The organism is Paraburkholderia sp. BR13444, from assembly GCF_040948755.1.
Taxonomy (GTDB): domain Bacteria; phylum Pseudomonadota; class Gammaproteobacteria; order Burkholderiales; family Burkholderiaceae; genus Paraburkholderia; species Paraburkholderia youngii.
This window is the reverse complement of sequence record NZ_JBFPKM010000013.1, coordinates 162,938-179,545: the sequence shown is the minus strand read 5'-3', so window position 1 is coordinate 179,545 and position 16,608 is coordinate 162,938. Positions and strand designations below refer to the sequence as shown.

Genomic DNA, 16,608 nt, shown 5'->3' with positions numbered 1-16,608 from the left:
CGCCGACCCAGGCTTCTGCGTAGCCGAGCTTGTCGGCCATGATGATTGCGTCGCGGTCCTGCTTGAGCAGCTCCGTGTAATTCCGCTTCGGGTCGTGAAGCGGCATCATGAAAAGTCCGAGTTTCATATTGTCTCTACTCCGATGTGTGTTTGAGTGCAGGCTCTTCCGCACGGCCTCGTTTCTGCAATGTCTATGCCATCCGATGACTTGTTTAGCGCCGCTCCATACAGTGGCGTCACGAACTGCATTCGTCTCACGAGTAACTCCCGAGTCTCAACGCTGCGATTGCCGCGGCTCACACGTGAGACAGGCGGCGCACTGCGACCGAAGTCCGATGGGAAATCCGGTGCTCGTCATCCGCCCATCGCATCGACGTGCCTGGCGTGGTACTTGCGACGTCTTTGCGCGTGGCATTTCCAATCAAATAGGCAACCGTATGAACGCTCCAGAAAAAATGTATCTGGCAAAACACGACGTGCAGGGGCAAGCAGACGAGCGTGGCCTGGCCATCAACCGCGTGGGTATTCGCGGCGTTCGTTATCCGTTAGTCGTAGAGAGCGAGGCGGGCAAAGAGGTCCGCACAACCGGTGAGTGGGCGATGGATGTGTATCTCGAGGCTGACAAGCGAGGCACGCACATGTCCAGATTCGTCGAGCTTATGGAGGGTCGGCAGGCCCCGCTCAGTTATGCAGCGATGCGTGAAATGCTGCATGCGACGCAGCAGCTGCTCGAGTCACATTCCGCACGTCTCGAAGTACGGTTCCCTTATTTCGTTCGCAAAGCTGCTCCAGTGTCTGGCGTCGAAAGCCTCATGGATTACGAGGTAGCGATGATAGGTGAGGTAACGGGGGATACCGCACGCGTGACGATGCGTATCCTGGTGCCGGTCACGAGCTTGTGTCCTTGCTCCAGAAAGATATCGAGGTACGGTGCCCACAACCAGCGCTCGCACGTCACGATTACCGCGGAAGTGAGCACACAGGTTTGGCCCGAAGACCTTATCGCGATTGCGGAAGAGGAGGCTTCGTGCGAGCTATGGTCGCTGCTCAAGCGCGCGGATGAGAAGTTCGTGACCGAGCACGCGTACGAAAACCCGAAGTTTGTTGAAGACCTGGTGCGTGATGTTGCGGGGCGACTCTACAAGGCCAGCGGTGTCCGCTCGTTCGTCGTGGAAGCCGAGAACTTCGAGTCCATCCACAACCATAGCGCTTACGCCATGGTTGCCTCCGAAAATAGCCCGGTGTTTTCTTGACGGTCTGCGGAGACTGCCGCCTCAGCGGAGCAGTCGCTCGGCTGAGACCGTGTCAGTCAGTTTGTCTCAGTCGTGAGACCGCGGGGAACTGCTGGGAACGCACCTGCGCAGAGGGCTCTAAGGATTCAACGTCCTAGTGCCGCTCGGATGTCTCACGAAAAAATTGGCACGGCCTTTGCGTTGACATACTCGAGACATAAGCAACATTAGATGGCCTCAACTTTGGCCGCCAATAAGCGAGCGTTGGGAGTTGGACATGTTTGAACGCGCAACACTCTCCTCTCCGGAGGAAATCATTAGCGATGTGCGGGCTGGACGCATGGTCATCCTCGTTGACGACGAGGACCGTGAAAACGAGGGAGACCTCGTTGTTGCCGCCGAAGCCATCACACCACAGATGGTTAACTTCATGGCCCGTGAGGCATGTGGGCTTGTCTGCCTGACGCTCACACGCAAGCGCTGCGTGCAGCTCAACTTGCGTCCGATGGTGGAAGACAACCGGTCATCGCATACGACTGCGTTCACGGTGTCAATCGAGGCCGCGCAAGGAGTGACAACCGGAATCTCCGCGCACGACCGCGCGAAGACGGTTCAGTCCGCCGTTGCGGCGAATGCATCTGCGGCCGACATCGTGAGTCCCGGCCACGTATTTCCCCTCTGTGCGAAAGACGGCGGTGTGCTTGCACGTACTGGTCACACTGAAGCGGGGACCGACCTCGCGCGATTGGCGGGATTTGAACCGGCATCGGTCATCTGCGAAATCACGAATCCAGACGGCACCATGGCCCGGCTCCCACAGTTGCTTGAATTCGGCAAGAAGCATGGTATCCGCGTCGGCACGATTGAGAGTCTGGTTGCGTATCGGAAGGTGCATGACCGACAGGTATGGGAATGCGCCCGAAGCCTCGTCTTCAGCGACTTCGGCGTGTTTGAGAAAGTATCCTTCGTCGATGGCGTAACCATCGAACCTTATACCGCGCTTGTGCGAGGCTCCAAGCGCGAAGGTGATTCATTTCCAATCGGCGTCGTTCGGCTCCCAGCCGATAACTCCTCAGTCGAAGGCTTGCTGACCGACCCGCAGGGTGAACTCTCTGAGTTACTGCTGCGCATCAGTCTCGGCCAACGTGGCGCACTTATCGTGCTGCGGGAAGGACGCGAGAAGACTCAGTCGACAGAGCAAGCAAATCATTTCCTTTGTGATGCTGAAGTGGTCGAGAAGATTGCTGCAGAGCTTGATATCGACAGCTCTCTAATTGCCGACTACGGCGTACTGGGCGGCGTCTGTTTTGCCGAGGCGGCGTAAGCGAATCCACGTAGCTTTACTGTTTCAAACCGGTTTGGACGACGCCGCCGGATGGCGTCGCGGGCCATGTCAACCTAGAGGTTTTATGAAAATCAAGAGCGCGAATATCTACCTGATCAAGAGTGGATATGTGAACCCGATTATCGTCGAACTCGTTACCGATGACGGCACGACCGGCATTGGCGAAGCCGCAATCGCATACGGCCTCGGCAGCACGGCAGCCGCAGGCATGATCAAGGACATCACCGAGCGTCTGATTCTGGGCCGCGACCCGTTCCGAATCGAAGAGCTATGGTCGGAAATGTACGACATGTCGTTCTGGGCCAAGGGTGGCGGCGCAATCACCTTCGCCGGTATCAGCGCGATTGAGCAGGCTTTGTGGGATATAAAGGGCAAGGCGATCGGCATCCCTGTCTACGAATTCTTCGGTGGGAAAATTTTCGACAAGGTGCCGGTCTACGCAAACGGCTGGAACTACCATTGCTTGGGCGCATCTGAGTGGGCACAAGCTGCCGCACGACCGATTGAAGATGGCTACAAGGCGCTGAAGTGTTATCCGCTTGCGACGCAGGACTATCTCGGCCGCCTCAAGCACGTGACCCGTCGTGCTCACGACAAGGAGTTCACGGAACTCGCATATCAACGCGTGAAGAAGCTCGTCGAATTCGTTGGCTCGGATGTCGAGATTATGCTCGACCTGAGCGGCGGCCTCACGACCGACGAAACGATTCGTCTGTGCCAGCGCTATGAGGACCTGGGTATCACGTGGCTCGAAGAGCCGTGCGACGCGTTCGACGTCGGCGCGTTGAAGCGAATTGCCGACTCCACGAAGATGTCGATTGCGGCTGGCGAGCGGCTGTACACCCGATACGGCTTCCGCAAGGTGATGGAGCCCCAGACCGTGGACATCGTGCAGCCGGACATCGGTAATACGGGCGGCTTGATGGAAACCAAAAAGATTGCCGCGATGGCCGAGGCGTATAACCTGCGTGTAGCGCCGCATAACTGCGCGAGCACGTTATGTACCGCTGGCACTCTGCAGGTAAGCGTAACGCTAGCGAACTTCATGACGCTTGAAATCTATCCGTACTTCAGCGACGCGAAGAACTACGTCCAGGTTCTGGAGAATCCGCCCGAGGCTCGTATCAAGGGTGGTTGGCTGGAGGTGGAAGACAAGCCAGGTCTCGGCGTTACGCTCGCAAGCGAGAACGTGAAGCCGTTCCTGTGGGCGAAGTGCGAAGCCTAAAGTGAGGCGGTAGACAAAAGGGAGGCGGCGGTGCGCAGCAAACTTCGCGCAAGCCGCACCTGCGACGCAGTGGTGCTATGGCCTTTCGAATGTAGCGGCGGAGCGCGTACCGAAGTTGAGGCCGATTCGTGGCCTTACTGGCGCGCAATCAAAACGAGCATCATGTCGATCGCGGACGTGCGGCCGCAAAGGTAATCCGCTTGCCGTCAATGCAGTATAGTTCGCGGCGGACTGCGAACGGCGGCGTTCGCGAGCTCGCCGCTTGAGCCATTCAGCCCAAGCAAGAGTCAACGCGCGAAGACTGTCACCCCAATCGCCGTATCGGTGGCTCCATAGCGCCGCGGGAAATCGAATACCTGAGGGTGTCGGTAGTCGGCCACCGCGTCGATGCTTGCCACCACATGTTGGAAGAAACCGTTAAAAACCCTAAGACGGCTTCTGCGAGTCGCCGCCCTTGATTGTCCGCAGGTTTTCACGTAATCCCGGCTGCGACCGTCTTGAACATCGGCCTGGGGCTGGCCACCGGCGCGAACGACGGGTAGGGGAGCGCATTGCCACCGATGTACGCATATCGTCGCGCGCAGCCGCCGTCCGACAATTGCGGCCGCGGGCGCCGCGACGATCTGCAGGCGAGCGTTTTCGCAGCGGGCAACAAACTAACCATCGACGCTTTGGTATAGCCAGCAACAGGGTCGCCCACCGCTTAGGCGCCGGTGACACACATCCCCGACTCGCAGGGGTGAGCGCATCAACCGCGCGCCAGCCTTCCATCTCCGACCACGTGCGGCAGGCACCTCGCGCCGCATCCCACATTGAATCAAATCTTATCGCTGGTGTGTCAGGCATCTGGTCCGAAGACGCCAGCCAGTCCCGAGTCGCCTTTTTGACCTCTGCCGGGCTGCCTTTCTACATTGCCTGCGCCATGCGAGCACATCGCGCGATCGATCCCGTACGACTGGCGCGCGCCCGATGACTGCCGAGCAGACAAGAGCCCTCCGGGATCCTGCGGCGCTTGGTCAGTCGCGTCGGGAAGTGAGGTTGCGTTGCGGAAGAACAGCCGCGGTAGCGGAATAGATGGACAAGATTAGCGCGCAACGGACATCATTAGCGGAATTTGCGAACATCAACACAAGAATCCACGATCTGTGGCGAACAACTGAAGGAATTGAATGTATCGTCTGGGTACCAATCTTCTGCTTGTTATCCTCTGGTGCGCTGGAGCGACAGCTGTCGTTCAGGCCGATGACTCCGAAGTCGTCAAGATTGGCGTCCCCGCACCGTTGACTGGTTTTTCGGCATCATACGGCAAGGATGAAGAGAACGGTGCAAAGTTGGCCTTTCAGGAAGCCAACGAGGCCGGCTTGATTATTGGCGGACGGAAGATTCGCTTTGAGGTGGACGCTCAGGATGACGCGGGAGACCCCAAAACGGCGGTGCTGGTTGCGCAGCGCTTTGTGGATGAGCGCGTGAGTGGCGTGATAGGACACCATAATTCGGGATGCTCAGTCGCTGCATCGGCGTTGTATGAGCGTGCCGGTATTCCCGAGATTTCCCCTGCTTCAAGTTCACCAACTTTCACTGCCCGCGGGTTTGCGACGACGTTTCGCACTATCAGTAACGATGAGCAGATGGCCGTTTTGGCAGCGAACTATTCTGTAAGACAGTTGGGCGCTAAACGCATTGCGGTCATCGATGACAGTACCGACTACGGGACAAACCTTGTCACAGAATATGTAAAGGCGGTGAAAAACGCGGGCGGCAAAATTGTCACGTGGCAATATACGACGACGAAATCGATCGACTTCCGGGCCATCCTAACGACGATTAAAGGATTAACTCCCGATCTGATTTTTTATGTCGGCCAGGACCTTCAGGCAGCCGGGGTGGCGAGGCAGATACACCAGCTCGGCATCAGATCGAAGTTCATGGGCGAAGGCGGATTTACCAACGATAATTTCTTGCGTTTGGCCGGGCCCAGCGCGGAGGGCATGTACAGTTGGGAGTATGGAATGCCGTTGGAAAGGATGCCGCGTGCAGCTGAGCTGAATAAGGAACGGGTGAGAAATAACTTCTCGAAGTGACCCTGGCCGGTGCAAAGCGACGCTGGTAAGATGCGGTCATTCTGGAGGACAGACGATGCAGGCTGGTTACCGGGCTGAGATTGAAACGCGGATGAAGCGGCTGTACATGCGGTTGTCGGAGAAGGACCGACGTCGGTATGCGGCCGTGGAGGCGGACAAGCTGGGCCATGGCGGTTTCGAATATATTGCAAAACTGTTTGACATTGACCCGAAAACAATCAGGCAAGGGTTGAAGGAGCTGGAAGAAGAACTGGATCCGGCTGGAGAGCGGGTCCGAAAAAAAGGGGCGTAAATCCAGGTTAACTGACTATCCGGAGTGGAACGCGGTATTTCTGGACGTGGTGCGAGAGCATACGGCGGGCAATCCACAACACGGCGTCATCTGGACAGATCTGAAGCCACGCGAAATCGCACAGGCGATGACGCAGCAGGTAGACGCACGGGTGAGCGTGCGAACGGTCCGGCAGCTGCTAAAGCGCAACGGTTTTTCCCGGCGGCAATCACAGAAAAAAAAGTCGTTCAAATCCCACGCACAACGCGACGCGCAATTTCAGCGTATTGCACAACTCAAGGCGGAATATCTCGAAGACGGCCAGCCTGTCATCAGCATCGATACGAAGAAAAAGGAGATGCTGGGCAACTTCTATCGCGACGGCAAGCTCTACACGCGCGAACAGCTTGAAGTCTTCGACCACGATTTTCCGAGCTACAGCGAAGGCAGCGTCATTCCGCATGGGCTGTATGACATCGGCCTGAACAAGGCGCATGTGAACATCGGCGTGAGCCGTGACACGACGCAGTTTGCCTGCGACAGCGTGGCGCACTGGTGGGAAAAACACGGTCGCGCCGATTATCCCCAGGCCACACGGTTACTGCTGTTGTGCGATGGCGGCGGCAGCAACCCGAGCAATTCGTGGCTCTTCAAAAGCGATCTGCAAAAGCTGGCAGACCGGCTCGGACTGGAAATCCGGGTGGCCCACTATGCCCCATACTGCTCGAAGCATAATCCGATCGAGCACCGCGTATTCCCCCACATTACGCGAGCCTGCGCTGGCGTAGTCTTCAGCAGCGTCAGTCTGGTCCGTGAGCTGATCGAAAAAACCCGCACAAAAACCGGTCTGAAAGTTACCGCTGACATCCCTTGACGGAGTGTATGAAGCCGGACGGACGGTCACCCGCCACGTCCGCGCTTCGCTCAACATCGCGTACGACTCAACCCTGCCTTCGTGGAACTACAGCATTCGCTCAAGGAACGGCGCATAGCGGGAAGTTATTTCGAGCGCGTTCCTAAGAGGATGAAAGCGCGGTTTAACGTCGGCATCGTGCAGTATGCCCCACTCGCCTATGATGCCTCCTGGGCGATGATTGACGCGATGAAGAACGCAGATTCAACAGACCCGAGAAAGTACCTCGAAACACTGAGATCACGTACGTTCAACGGTGTGACGGGTGCCATTTCGTTCACGCCGCGTGGCGACCTTAAGACGGCATCGGCTACGCTATATCAACAGCAAAACGGAAAGTGGACCGTCCTCGGAGTGGTACAGATCGATTCGCACTGAGAAAGCTCACAAAATCAAAATATTCGGCGGGCAGAATATGCAAACAGTAAATTTCTAGTCCCTGGCGCTCGGAAAGTGGAGCATCCCTTCGGACCACCGCGAGTCGTGATTTTCTTTGCTCATGTTGCGCACTCTCCGGGCAGAGTGCTTCGGCGCAGCGCCGTATTAGATCGTTGAAAAGGCAGCTACTTGCTTTCAGGCGCGAGAATTCGTAATACCGTGTCAATGTTAAACGCAAGCCGTTCCGCACGCCTGTCCTTGTCAACGAAATTAAATCCAAAGATCACCTCATTGGTGTAGCGGTTGTTGAGGTAATAGTAGGCAATCGCCGCAAGGGTGATGTGAAGCTGGCGAGCGTCAACGCCCGGTCGGAATTCGCCTGCCGCGACCCCTCGATCAAGAATGTCCTGAAGCATGTCAATGAACCCAACGTGCAGTTCCTTGAACCGCTGTGAGTGCGCAATATGTTGCGCATGGTGAAGGTTCGCGCTGTTGACCAATGACATGAAATCCGGGTTTTTAAGGTAGAAGTCCCAGGTAAACGTCATCAATTTCTTGATGGCTTCTGTCGGGCTCAGATGCTTCAGATCCAGTTCAGCTTCCGCTTCCCGAATTCCCCCCCAGGCTTCTTCCAGCACCGACTGGAACAGCTGGTCCTTGTTCTCGAAGTATTCGTAGATCAGACGCTTGTTGACGCCTGCGCGCTCGGCGATCGAGTCAATGCGTGCGCCGCCTAAGCCGAGCGCGGAGAACTCCTCCTTGGCGGCGGCCAGGATCTTTTCCTTGGTGAGCGCCGGATTTCGGACCTGCTTGGCCCGCGGCTCGGGGTGCTCGCTAACAGCACGTAATTTTCTGGCTCGTATCGCTGCGGATGTAGACATCTCAGGGTTTTGTTCGGAGGGTGGCCCAGTTTAAGGGAGATGGATAGGGTGGAACTCATCGTTTACCCCATCCTCGATATCTTCGCTTGACACTCATTTTCGTCCAGAGCACGATCTTTCACAAGTAACGATCCAGTTCGGTAGTTAACAGAGCGCTGAAAATTTCTGGGAGGTAGCGTGGCTCAATGGCAAAACCTGGACGAGGCCGTCGGTGAAATCCACGACGGGGCAACGATCGCAATCACGGGATCCGGAGGCGGGCTCCTCGAAGCGGATGCGGTCCTTGCCGCGATCCAAGAGCGTTTTTTGCGCACTGGACATCCGCGCAATCTGACGCTCGTGCATGCCCTAGGTATCGGTGACGGTAAGGGAAGCGGTGTAGGGCGTTTTGCCCACCCCGGCCTGGTCAAGCGCGTCATCGGTGGCCACTGGAGCTGGTCGCGTGCGATGCAGGATCTTGCAAAGGACGACCAGATCGAGGCGTACAGCTTGCCTGCCGGCGTCATCGCGACGCTGTTCCGGGAAATTGGGGCTGGACGACCGGGCGTGATCAGCCGTGTGGGGCTGCGTACCTTCGTTGACCCACGATTTGGCGGTGGGAAGCTCAATCCGTCCGCAAAGGAAGATCTGGTTGAAGTCATTGAACTCGACGGAGAGGAATTCCTGCGCTTCAAGCCGTTCAAGATCGATTTTGCAATCGTGAAAGCCTCTTCCTCCGACGGAAAAGGGAATTTGACAATGCGTCACGAGCCGGCCGATCTCGACATTTACGCGGTATGTCTTGCGGCACACAACTCCGGTGGGAAGGTGATCGCCCAGGTCAAGAAAAGGACAGGCGATCACGTTCCAGCGAGGCTTGTTCGGGTGCCAGGAATCCTGGTCGACACGCTGGTGGAAGTCTCGTCCCAGCGGCAATGCGCAATCACTGAATACGATCCAACGTTAAGCGGCGAACTGCTAACCAAGACTGGGCAAGGCGAATTCGAGTCTCCGGAAGGCATCCGCCGGATCGTCGCCGAACGCGCGGCGCGCGAAATGACGGCGGGGCAGTCCGTGAACTTTGGATTCGGCTTTCCAGGCGCAATCCCAGCCGTGCTGGCCGAGCAGAATCTGCACGGCCGTTACTGGGGTTCGGTCGAACAGGGTATACACAACGGAGACATGCTCGACGGCGTGATGTTTGGCGCTGCCCGCAACGCGGACGCGATCATTCCCAACGTCGACCAGTTCGATTTCTACAGCGGCGGCGGGATCGATGTGACGTTCCTCGGAATGGGAGAACTGGACCGAGAAGGCAATGTGAATGTCTCGAAACTGGGCAGTACCGTCGTCGGACCCGGAGGTTTCATGGATATCACGCGAGGCTCCAGAAAGATCGTGTTTTGCGGCGCGTTTGAAACCAAAGGGCTTCAGGTCAATCTTGGCGATGACGGCGACCTCAAGATTCTCAGTGCAGGCCAGGTACCCAAACTCGTCGAAAAGGTCGCGCATATCACCTTCAGCGGTTCGCAAGCGCTCCATGAGGGCAAGGAAGTTCTGTACATCACGGAGCGCGCCGTGTTCCGACTGTCGGAGCGCGGTGTTCACCTCGTCGAAGTCGCCAAGGGAGTCGACCTTCAACGCGACGTTCTGGACAGGATGGCTTTCGCGCCAATCATCGATCAGCAGGTTGCGGGAATGGTCTCGCAATAATCCGTGATGGACCATCGAAATTACTAGGGACGTGTGCCGAAAATGAACACCGATAAACCTGTGCTGTTTCAACGTACCGGGACCGCGGCAGTTGTGACGTTGAATCGGCCGACTCGACTGAATGCATTGACGCTACAGATGTTGGCTGAGATTGACCAGATTCTGGATGAGATTGAAACGGACAGGGAGATCTCGGTACTGGTATTCAGATCGGCAAGTGACCGCTTTTTTTGCGCGGGAGCCGATGTGAACGAGTGGGGTGCGATTGAACCGGAGAAGATGGGGAGTCGCTTTATCCGGGCAGGCAACCGAGTTATGCGCAGGATTGCTGAACTCGACAATCCCACGATTGCCGTTCTGAGCGGAAGTGCCCTTGGCGGTGGGCTCGAATTGGCGCTGTCATGCGACTTGCGATATGCGCTCTCGTCGATTCAGGTCGGCTTTCCGGAGGCAGCAGTTGGAGCGATCCCCGGTTGGATGGGGTGCCAGCGATTGTCGGATCTGGTGGGGCCTGCGCGGGCTCGGCAGATGATTCTGCTGGGTTCGCCGATCTCCGCGCCAATGGCTTTGGAATGGGGCGTGGTTAACGGCGTGAGCGAAACCACCGAACAGCTGGATGAGCACGTACAGGGCGTCTGCGAACTCATCGACAAGCGCTCGAGCGCATCTATCTCAGTCAGCAAGCGTCTTCTTCGGCTTATCGAATCTTCCGGCACAGAAGCCGCACATGAATTCGCTGCCACGGTCTGCAAGTCGACGCCGGACGCGGAAGAAGGCGTTGCTGCATTCCGTGAAAAGAGAGCAGCGATCTTTCGCTAACACACAGTATCTGAGGTTCTGTCATGCACTATCAATTCGACTTTAGTGCGATAGCACAATACCGGCAATTGCTGGTCGAGGGGACCATCGAGACACTCAAGATGTCTCTGATCTCGATGGCGTTCGCACTGGTCGCCGGAATCATTGTGATGCTCGCCAAGAAGAGCGCAATGTCTCCACTCCGATGGATGGGTACTGCGTTTATCGAGGTCATCCGCAATACACCGTTTCTGGTGCAACTGCTGTTCATCTACTTCGGTCTGGCCTCGCTCAACGTCAAGCTCAGTGTGATTGAAGCAGCGGTCACCGCACTGACTGTCAATGCGGCGGCGTATGTCGCGGAAATCGTGCGAGGAGGTGTGGACGCCATCCACAAGGGACAGCTGGAAGCCGGAGCCGCGCTGGGGCTCAAGCCTTACCAGATCTTCTGGAACGTCGTCCTCCGTCCTTCGATCCGCTCCGTGTATCCGGCGCTATGTAGCCAGTTCATTCTCCTCGTGCTGAGTTCAAGCATCGTTTCGTCGATCTCGGCACCTGAACTCACTTCGGCAGCCCAGCAGGTGGAGTCGGCCTCGTTCAGAAGCTTCGAAGTCTACATAGTCGTAACGGCAATCTATCTCGCGCTATCGATCATGCTGTCCACCATCTTCAAGTTGTTCGGGCGCGTCTATTTCGCCTATCCAACCAAGTGAGGCACGCATGATTCCGGTATTTGGCATGAGCGACGTCCTGCTGCTTTTGCAGGGATTGAAATGGACGATCGCATTGGCTGTGATTGCCGTCATCGGCGGTGGCGTATTGGGATTGTGTATCGCGCTCCTGCGTACCTCGGAGTATCCGTTCGTCCGTTGGTTGACAACGGGATACATCGAAATATTTCAAGGCACACCGCTTTTGATGCAGCTGTTCGTCGTCTATTACGGCGTTTCGCTGCTCAATCTTGACATCAGCGCTTGGGCCGCTGCGGCACTTGGGCTGACTGCGCACGCAAGCGCCTTTCTCGGCGAGATCTGGCGCGGAGGCATCGAGGCGGTCGCGAAAGGGCAAAGCGAGGCAAGCAGGGCGCTCGGACTGAAGTATTTCGATCGCATGCAGGCGATTGTGCTGCCCCAGGCATTCCGTGTCTCCTTACCAGCGACCGTTGGCTTTACCGTTGGCCTTATCAAAGGCACGTCTCTGTGCGCCATTATCGGCTTCACAGAACTGACACGGGCGGGGCAGGTCGTCGCCAATAGCACGTTCGAGCCGTTCATGGTGTTTGGCATTGTCGGTACGCTTTATTTTCTGCTGTGCTGGCCGCTTTCGCATTTTGGAACCCGAATCGAGCGAAAGCTGGCTACGGGACGGTGAGCGGATGCCGTTTTAACTGTTGTTGTTTTTTTACACGCCGCCAAGGCGGATAGGGGAACGGGAAATGAAGAGCTCATTGAAGGTAGACCGCCGCAAATGCGTCAAGGCACTGTGTGCTGTCCTAGCGGGTGTGATGTTACCGATTGCCGCCGTGCACGCCGGCGAAATCGACACCTTGAAGTCGAAAGGGAAGATGGTCTTTGGGATCGTGACGGACCAGAATCCGTTTGGCTTCATCAACAGCAATGGCAACAACGATGGCTATGATATCGAACTCGCTCGCGACATGGCCAAGAAACTGGGTGTTACGCCCGAGTTCGTGCCTGTGACAGCGGCGAATCGGATTCCATTGCTTCTGACGGGCAAGGTTGATGCACTCATCTGTGTCCTCGGAATGTATCCGGATCGGGCAAAGGTCGTGCAGTACACGGAGCCTTATGCCGTCATCAACGCTTCGCTATACGCGAAGAAGGACGACAAGATCACCGCGGTCAATGACCTGGCAAATCAGAGTATTGCCGTTGCCCGCGCCAGCTCGATGGACAAGGCAATTACCGAAGTGGCACCGAAGACCGCGACGATCCGGCGCTACGACGATGATTCATCAGCAATCCAGGCGCTGCTCTCCGGACAGGCTCAGGTACTTTCCGGTTATAGCCACTATTTCCCGGTGTTGAACAAGGCAGCTCCGAACCAGTACGAACAGAAGGTGGTTCTCAGTCAGGAGTTCCTCGGTATTGCAGTGCGGCCCGCCGACAAGGACCTCGCTGTATGGATCAACACCTATCTTGACAAGTCCGACAAGGACGGAAGCTGGAATACCCTGTACAAGAAGTGGTTCGGAGTGGACAAGCCGTCGCTGCCAAAGTCTTTACCCAACATCCCGATGGCGTCGAACTGAACGCAGTTGTGAATTGAGATTCTGAATATTTGGTTCCGGAGACATCATGGATGACGTAATCCAAATGGTAGACGTAGAGAAGTGGTACGGCAAAGCGCATATCCTCAAGGGAGTGAATTTGACGGTAAAGCGCGGCGAACACCTGGTGCTCTGCGGACCGTCCGGATCGGGGAAGTCCACCCTGATCCGGTGTATCAACTACCTTGAAAAGACTCAGGGCGGAACGATTGTCGTCAACGGTGTCGAGCTGGGCACGCACGGAAAAGGTGCGGATAAAGTCCGAAATGACGTCGGGATGGTTTTTCAGCAGTTCAATCTGTTCCCACATCTGACCGTTCTCGAAAATTGCATGCTGGCTCCTCGGCGAGTTCAAAAGGTCAAGGCCGAGGTCGCAAAAGAGAAAGCGATGAAATATCTGTCGCGAGTAAAGATTGCCGACCAGGCGCAAAAATATCCCGCGCAACTCTCCGGTGGCCAGCAACAGCGTGTCGCAATTGCCCGTGCGCTGTGTATGGATCCCAAGATCATGCTTTTCGATGAGCCGACATCAGCACTCGATCCTGAAATGGTCAAGGAAGTACTTGACACGATGATCGGGCTCGCGGACGACGGAATCACCATGATCTGTGTCACGCACGAAATGGGTTTCGCGAAGTCCGTCGCACATCGTGTGCTGTTCATGGATGGCGGCCAGATTATCGAAAGCGGGCCACCGAAGGAATTTTTTAGTGCTCCAAGTCATCCCCGCGCCCAAGCATTTCTCGCGCAGATTCTCGCGCATTGACGTGGTGGTGTTAGGACCTTGAGCCACGAAAGAGCGGCCGTCCCCCGGTGTCTGCGTGTCAACGTTTGCTGAAAGGACAAATGGTTCATTTCCCGGTTAGCACAGGCGAGCACTTCGTGTTTCGGAAGACGATTTCGGAGTCAGACGTGTACCTGTTCGCGGGTATCACGGGCGACTTGTCGCCGAATCATGTTGACGAAGAAGAGATGAAGCGCTCGCAGTACGGGGGGCGTATAGCACATGGCGCGTTGCTTGTTGGATATATGTCGGCTTGCTCCACCAAAGCTTCAGAACGTTTCCGGAATTGGGAGGGCAAGATCGCGGTCTCGCTGGGTTATGACCGGATCAGATTTCTTCACGGTGTCAGGATTGGAGACACAATTACCGTAGTTTATGAAGTCGTGAGTATCGATCGGGATTCGAACCGCTCTACCGCTGATGTAAAGATCACAACTTCGGACGGACGTCTTGCAGTTGTAGCGCGGCACGTTCTTAAATGGGTGAATGTATGCGACAGATGTATCGGAGAGGGATCATCGCCCGACGACGGAACGACTATACAGGCTTGACACCTGAGGGCTCAGCGTGCGTTGCCGAGTCATGACAGCGCAATTTTAACCAAACACAAGATCCGATTTCTGCAGTTGAATCTTCATTAAACAAATAGTAGTACAAATCATCGTTTAGAGAAGCAATGAAGAATTTCGCAAAAAATGGCATTGCAGTGGCGGCTGCCTGCCTGGCGACTCAGGCATATGCGCAGAACACCGTTACCCTGTATGGTGTCGTGGACACCGGACTGATGTACATCCACAACAGCGCTGGCCATTCGACCCAGTTCCTGATGACGAGCGGCAGCGTCTCTGGTTCCCGCTTCGGCATGAAAGGAAGCGAGGATCTCGGCGGCGGTCTGAAGGCCATTTTCCAGATCGAGAACGGCTTCAATTCGACGAACGGAAAGCTGGGACAGGGCAGCCGTATCTTTGGCCGCCAGGCATATGTCGGGCTGAGTGGTAACAGCTGGGGCACCCTTACCTTGGGGCGCCAATATGACCCTGTGGTTGACCTCGTTCAGCCGGTTCAGGGTGACAACTGGCTTGCTGGATTCTTTACGAGTCCGGGTGACATCGATAACGCGGACAACAGCGTGCGCTTCAGCAATGCTGTGAAATGGGCAAGCCCGAACTGGTCGGGTTTGCAGCTGGAAGCAATGTATTCGTTGGGCGGCGTAGCGGGCTCCGTTGGTTCGGGCCAGACATACAGCGGCGCAGCGTCGTATAGCAACGGCGCGCTCTCGCTGGCAGCAGGTTATCTGCATATCGACAACGGGAACGCTTCGCTTTCGACGCGTGGAGCTACGTCCGCCGATTCGCTGTTCAACAGCTCTGTCAACAATGCTTACACGTCGTCACGTTCGATCAACATTGCAAGGGCAGGTGGGAACTATGTGCTCGGGAGTGTGACATTGGGTGGCTATTATAGCTTCTCGCAATACAAGCCGGATGCAAGTTCGACTTTCACAAAATCCGAGAAGTATCACAACGGTGAAGTGTATGCCGTGTGGCAGATATCTCCGTCGTTGCTGACGGAAGTCGGATACGACTATATGAAGTCGTACGGCGATTCGTCCGCCAAACAGCATCAGTTCTCGATCGGCGCCGACTATTTTCTGAGTAAGCGGACAGACGTGTATGCAATCGCGGCCTACGCACACGCGAGCGGTCAAAACGGGGCCGGCACTGCACAGGCAGTTATCGGATCAAATGACGTCGATTCCGGCTCTAATAAACAGGCGTTGGTCACGGTCGGGCTAAGACACAAGTTCTAAACTACGACTGGGAGGTCAGGGCGAGTCTTCATGAACGGCCATTCGACCGCCGAAAATATCTGTTTCATCGATCTCCACGGGATGATACCCCGTTTGATCCCGCCCCGACAGTACATGCGGCGCGGGATTTTTTTCGCGACCTTGGCGGCAAGAGCGGCAAGTGAAGTGCATAGCCTGGCACAACGCTGCAAGGAAAATCTAGCCGATCGGTTCCTCGGCCGCGCGAATACGCGAAGACGCCCCGCCAGGCATATGCGGTTGCTCCGACGATGGACGCAGCCAAGCTGGCGTCCGGAGGATTGGCGGTAATGTGAGCGAAACTGCAGTGGCTTCGTGGCGTCAGAAGAACAAAGCCGACGGGGTGAAAAAGGCGGGGCGAGCAGTGTGCAGATGGATGAAGTAACACGACAGAACGCGGCGCTCGTGGAACAGCTTGCGGCCGTAGCAGAATCACTCAAATCGCAGTCGGTACGCTGCCAGATGGGGCGCGGTGTAAAGCGTGGCTGACGCCCCCACGTTGCTATTGCTCGAAGTTCGCCTAGGGTAATCTTTCCGAAGAGCCGATGCGCATCGTGTTAGCTGTGGGCGACCGGGGTCGTGGCTTGCCGGTAGATGATCGTTTCCCCGTGCGCGGCCGATCGTCGTTGTGGATGGTTGTCGTGACGGTTGTTTGTGGCAGAAGGACCATTCGATCCCGGCATTAGTAGCGGGGACAACGATATGCCCACGTCTCGACAAACGTTAGGTCGTCGCAGTCGTTCTGGTGAGGCTCGAATGATTCGTTCTCGTGGGTTTCACCAGCAGTAGTGGTGAGTGGGGTCCAGGGATTCAGCCGCGAAGATGCGGCTTTCAGCAGCCCCCGAGTCCTTGCCATGCACATGCCGATTTGCGCTTGAAAACGGATGGCT

15 protein-coding genes and 1 pseudogene are annotated in these 16,608 nt (G+C 56.4%); 15 read left to right on the top strand and 1 reads right to left on the bottom strand.

Going from position 1 to position 16,608, the window contains the following annotated elements:
- Positions 1-437: 437 nt before the first annotated feature.
- The 7 genes and pseudogenes from folE2 to AB3X95_RS29820 all read left to right on the top strand — a co-directional run bounded on the left by folE2 (position 438) and on the right by AB3X95_RS29820 (position 7,445).
- Positions 438-1,253 carry a GTP cyclohydrolase FolE2 gene (gene folE2, locus AB3X95_RS29850; RefSeq protein ID WP_368594325.1) on the top strand — a complete coding sequence of 272 codons (816 nt, stop codon included), beginning with the start codon at positions 438-440 and terminating at the stop codon, positions 1,251-1,253.
- Positions 1,254-1,509: 256 nt separating this feature from the next.
- Positions 1,510-2,118, top strand: a pseudogene (gene ribB, locus AB3X95_RS29845) (3,4-dihydroxy-2-butanone-4-phosphate synthase); the annotation flags it as partial.
- Between the two features lie 523 nt (positions 2,119-2,641).
- Positions 2,642-3,802, top strand: coding sequence for a mandelate racemase/muconate lactonizing enzyme family protein (locus AB3X95_RS29840; protein WP_368594323.1), 1,161 nt, complete (start codon positions 2,642-2,644; stop codon positions 3,800-3,802).
- Between the two features lie 1,169 nt (positions 3,803-4,971).
- Positions 4,972-5,883 (top strand): branched-chain amino acid ABC transporter substrate-binding protein, encoded by a 912-nt coding sequence (locus AB3X95_RS29835; protein ID WP_368594324.1) that lies wholly within the window; start codon positions 4,972-4,974, stop codon positions 5,881-5,883.
- A gap of 55 nt (positions 5,884-5,938) precedes the next feature.
- Positions 5,939-6,175, top strand: coding sequence for a hypothetical protein (locus AB3X95_RS29830; protein ID WP_368594398.1), 237 nt, complete (start codon positions 5,939-5,941; stop codon positions 6,173-6,175).
- Positions 6,138-7,028: an ISAzo13 family transposase gene (locus tag AB3X95_RS29825; RefSeq protein ID WP_368623244.1), complete on the top strand. Its 891-nt coding sequence runs from the start codon at positions 6,138-6,140 to the stop codon at positions 7,026-7,028. Before AB3X95_RS29830 ends, AB3X95_RS29825 begins: the two co-directional genes overlap by 38 nt.
- 81 nt (positions 7,029-7,109) lie before the next feature.
- Positions 7,110-7,445: a hypothetical protein gene (locus tag AB3X95_RS29820; RefSeq protein WP_368623242.1), complete on the top strand. Its 336-nt coding sequence runs from the start codon at positions 7,110-7,112 to the stop codon at positions 7,443-7,445.
- Between the two features lie 185 nt (positions 7,446-7,630).
- Here AB3X95_RS29820 and AB3X95_RS29815 read toward each other — a convergent pair whose 3' ends face one another.
- Positions 7,631-8,326: a TetR/AcrR family transcriptional regulator gene (locus tag AB3X95_RS29815; protein ID WP_368593209.1), complete on the bottom strand. Its 696-nt coding sequence runs from the start codon at positions 8,324-8,326 to the stop codon at positions 7,631-7,633.
- Positions 8,327-8,503: 177 nt separating this feature from the next.
- Between AB3X95_RS29815 and AB3X95_RS29810 the strand changes: the two genes are divergently transcribed.
- The 8 genes from AB3X95_RS29810 (at position 8,504) to AB3X95_RS29775 (ending at position 15,700) form a co-directional block, all read left to right on the top strand.
- Positions 8,504-10,018, top strand: a complete 1,515-nt coding sequence (locus tag AB3X95_RS29810; protein ID WP_368593210.1) for an acyl CoA:acetate/3-ketoacid CoA transferase — start codon at positions 8,504-8,506, stop codon at positions 10,016-10,018.
- 42 nt (positions 10,019-10,060) lie between these two features.
- The gene (locus AB3X95_RS29805) at positions 10,061-10,837 is read left to right on the top strand and encodes an enoyl-CoA hydratase/isomerase family protein (protein WP_368593211.1); all 777 of its coding nucleotides are present in this window, start codon (positions 10,061-10,063) and stop codon (positions 10,835-10,837) included.
- A gap of 23 nt (positions 10,838-10,860) precedes the next feature.
- Complete coding sequence (locus AB3X95_RS29800; RefSeq protein ID WP_368593212.1) at positions 10,861-11,529, top strand: amino acid ABC transporter permease; 669 nt, start codon at positions 10,861-10,863, stop codon at positions 11,527-11,529.
- 10 nt (positions 11,530-11,539) lie between these two features.
- Positions 11,540-12,187 carry an amino acid ABC transporter permease gene (locus AB3X95_RS29795; RefSeq protein ID WP_368593303.1) on the top strand — a complete coding sequence of 216 codons (648 nt, stop codon included), beginning with the start codon at positions 11,540-11,542 and terminating at the stop codon, positions 12,185-12,187.
- A gap of 64 nt (positions 12,188-12,251) precedes the next feature.
- Complete coding sequence (locus AB3X95_RS29790; RefSeq protein ID WP_368593213.1) at positions 12,252-13,088, top strand: transporter substrate-binding domain-containing protein; 837 nt, start codon at positions 12,252-12,254, stop codon at positions 13,086-13,088.
- Between the two features lie 46 nt (positions 13,089-13,134).
- A complete protein-coding gene (locus AB3X95_RS29785) occupies positions 13,135-13,872 on the top strand; it encodes an amino acid ABC transporter ATP-binding protein (protein WP_368593214.1) in 738 nt (245 codons plus the stop codon).
- An 80-nt stretch (positions 13,873-13,952) separates the two neighbouring features.
- Complete coding sequence (locus AB3X95_RS29780) at positions 13,953-14,441, top strand: MaoC family dehydratase (protein ID WP_368593215.1); 489 nt, start codon at positions 13,953-13,955, stop codon at positions 14,439-14,441.
- 125 nt (positions 14,442-14,566) lie between these two features.
- Positions 14,567-15,700, top strand: coding sequence for a porin (locus AB3X95_RS29775; RefSeq protein WP_368593216.1), 1,134 nt, complete (start codon positions 14,567-14,569; stop codon positions 15,698-15,700).
- The last annotated feature ends 908 nt before the right edge of the window (positions 15,701-16,608 follow it).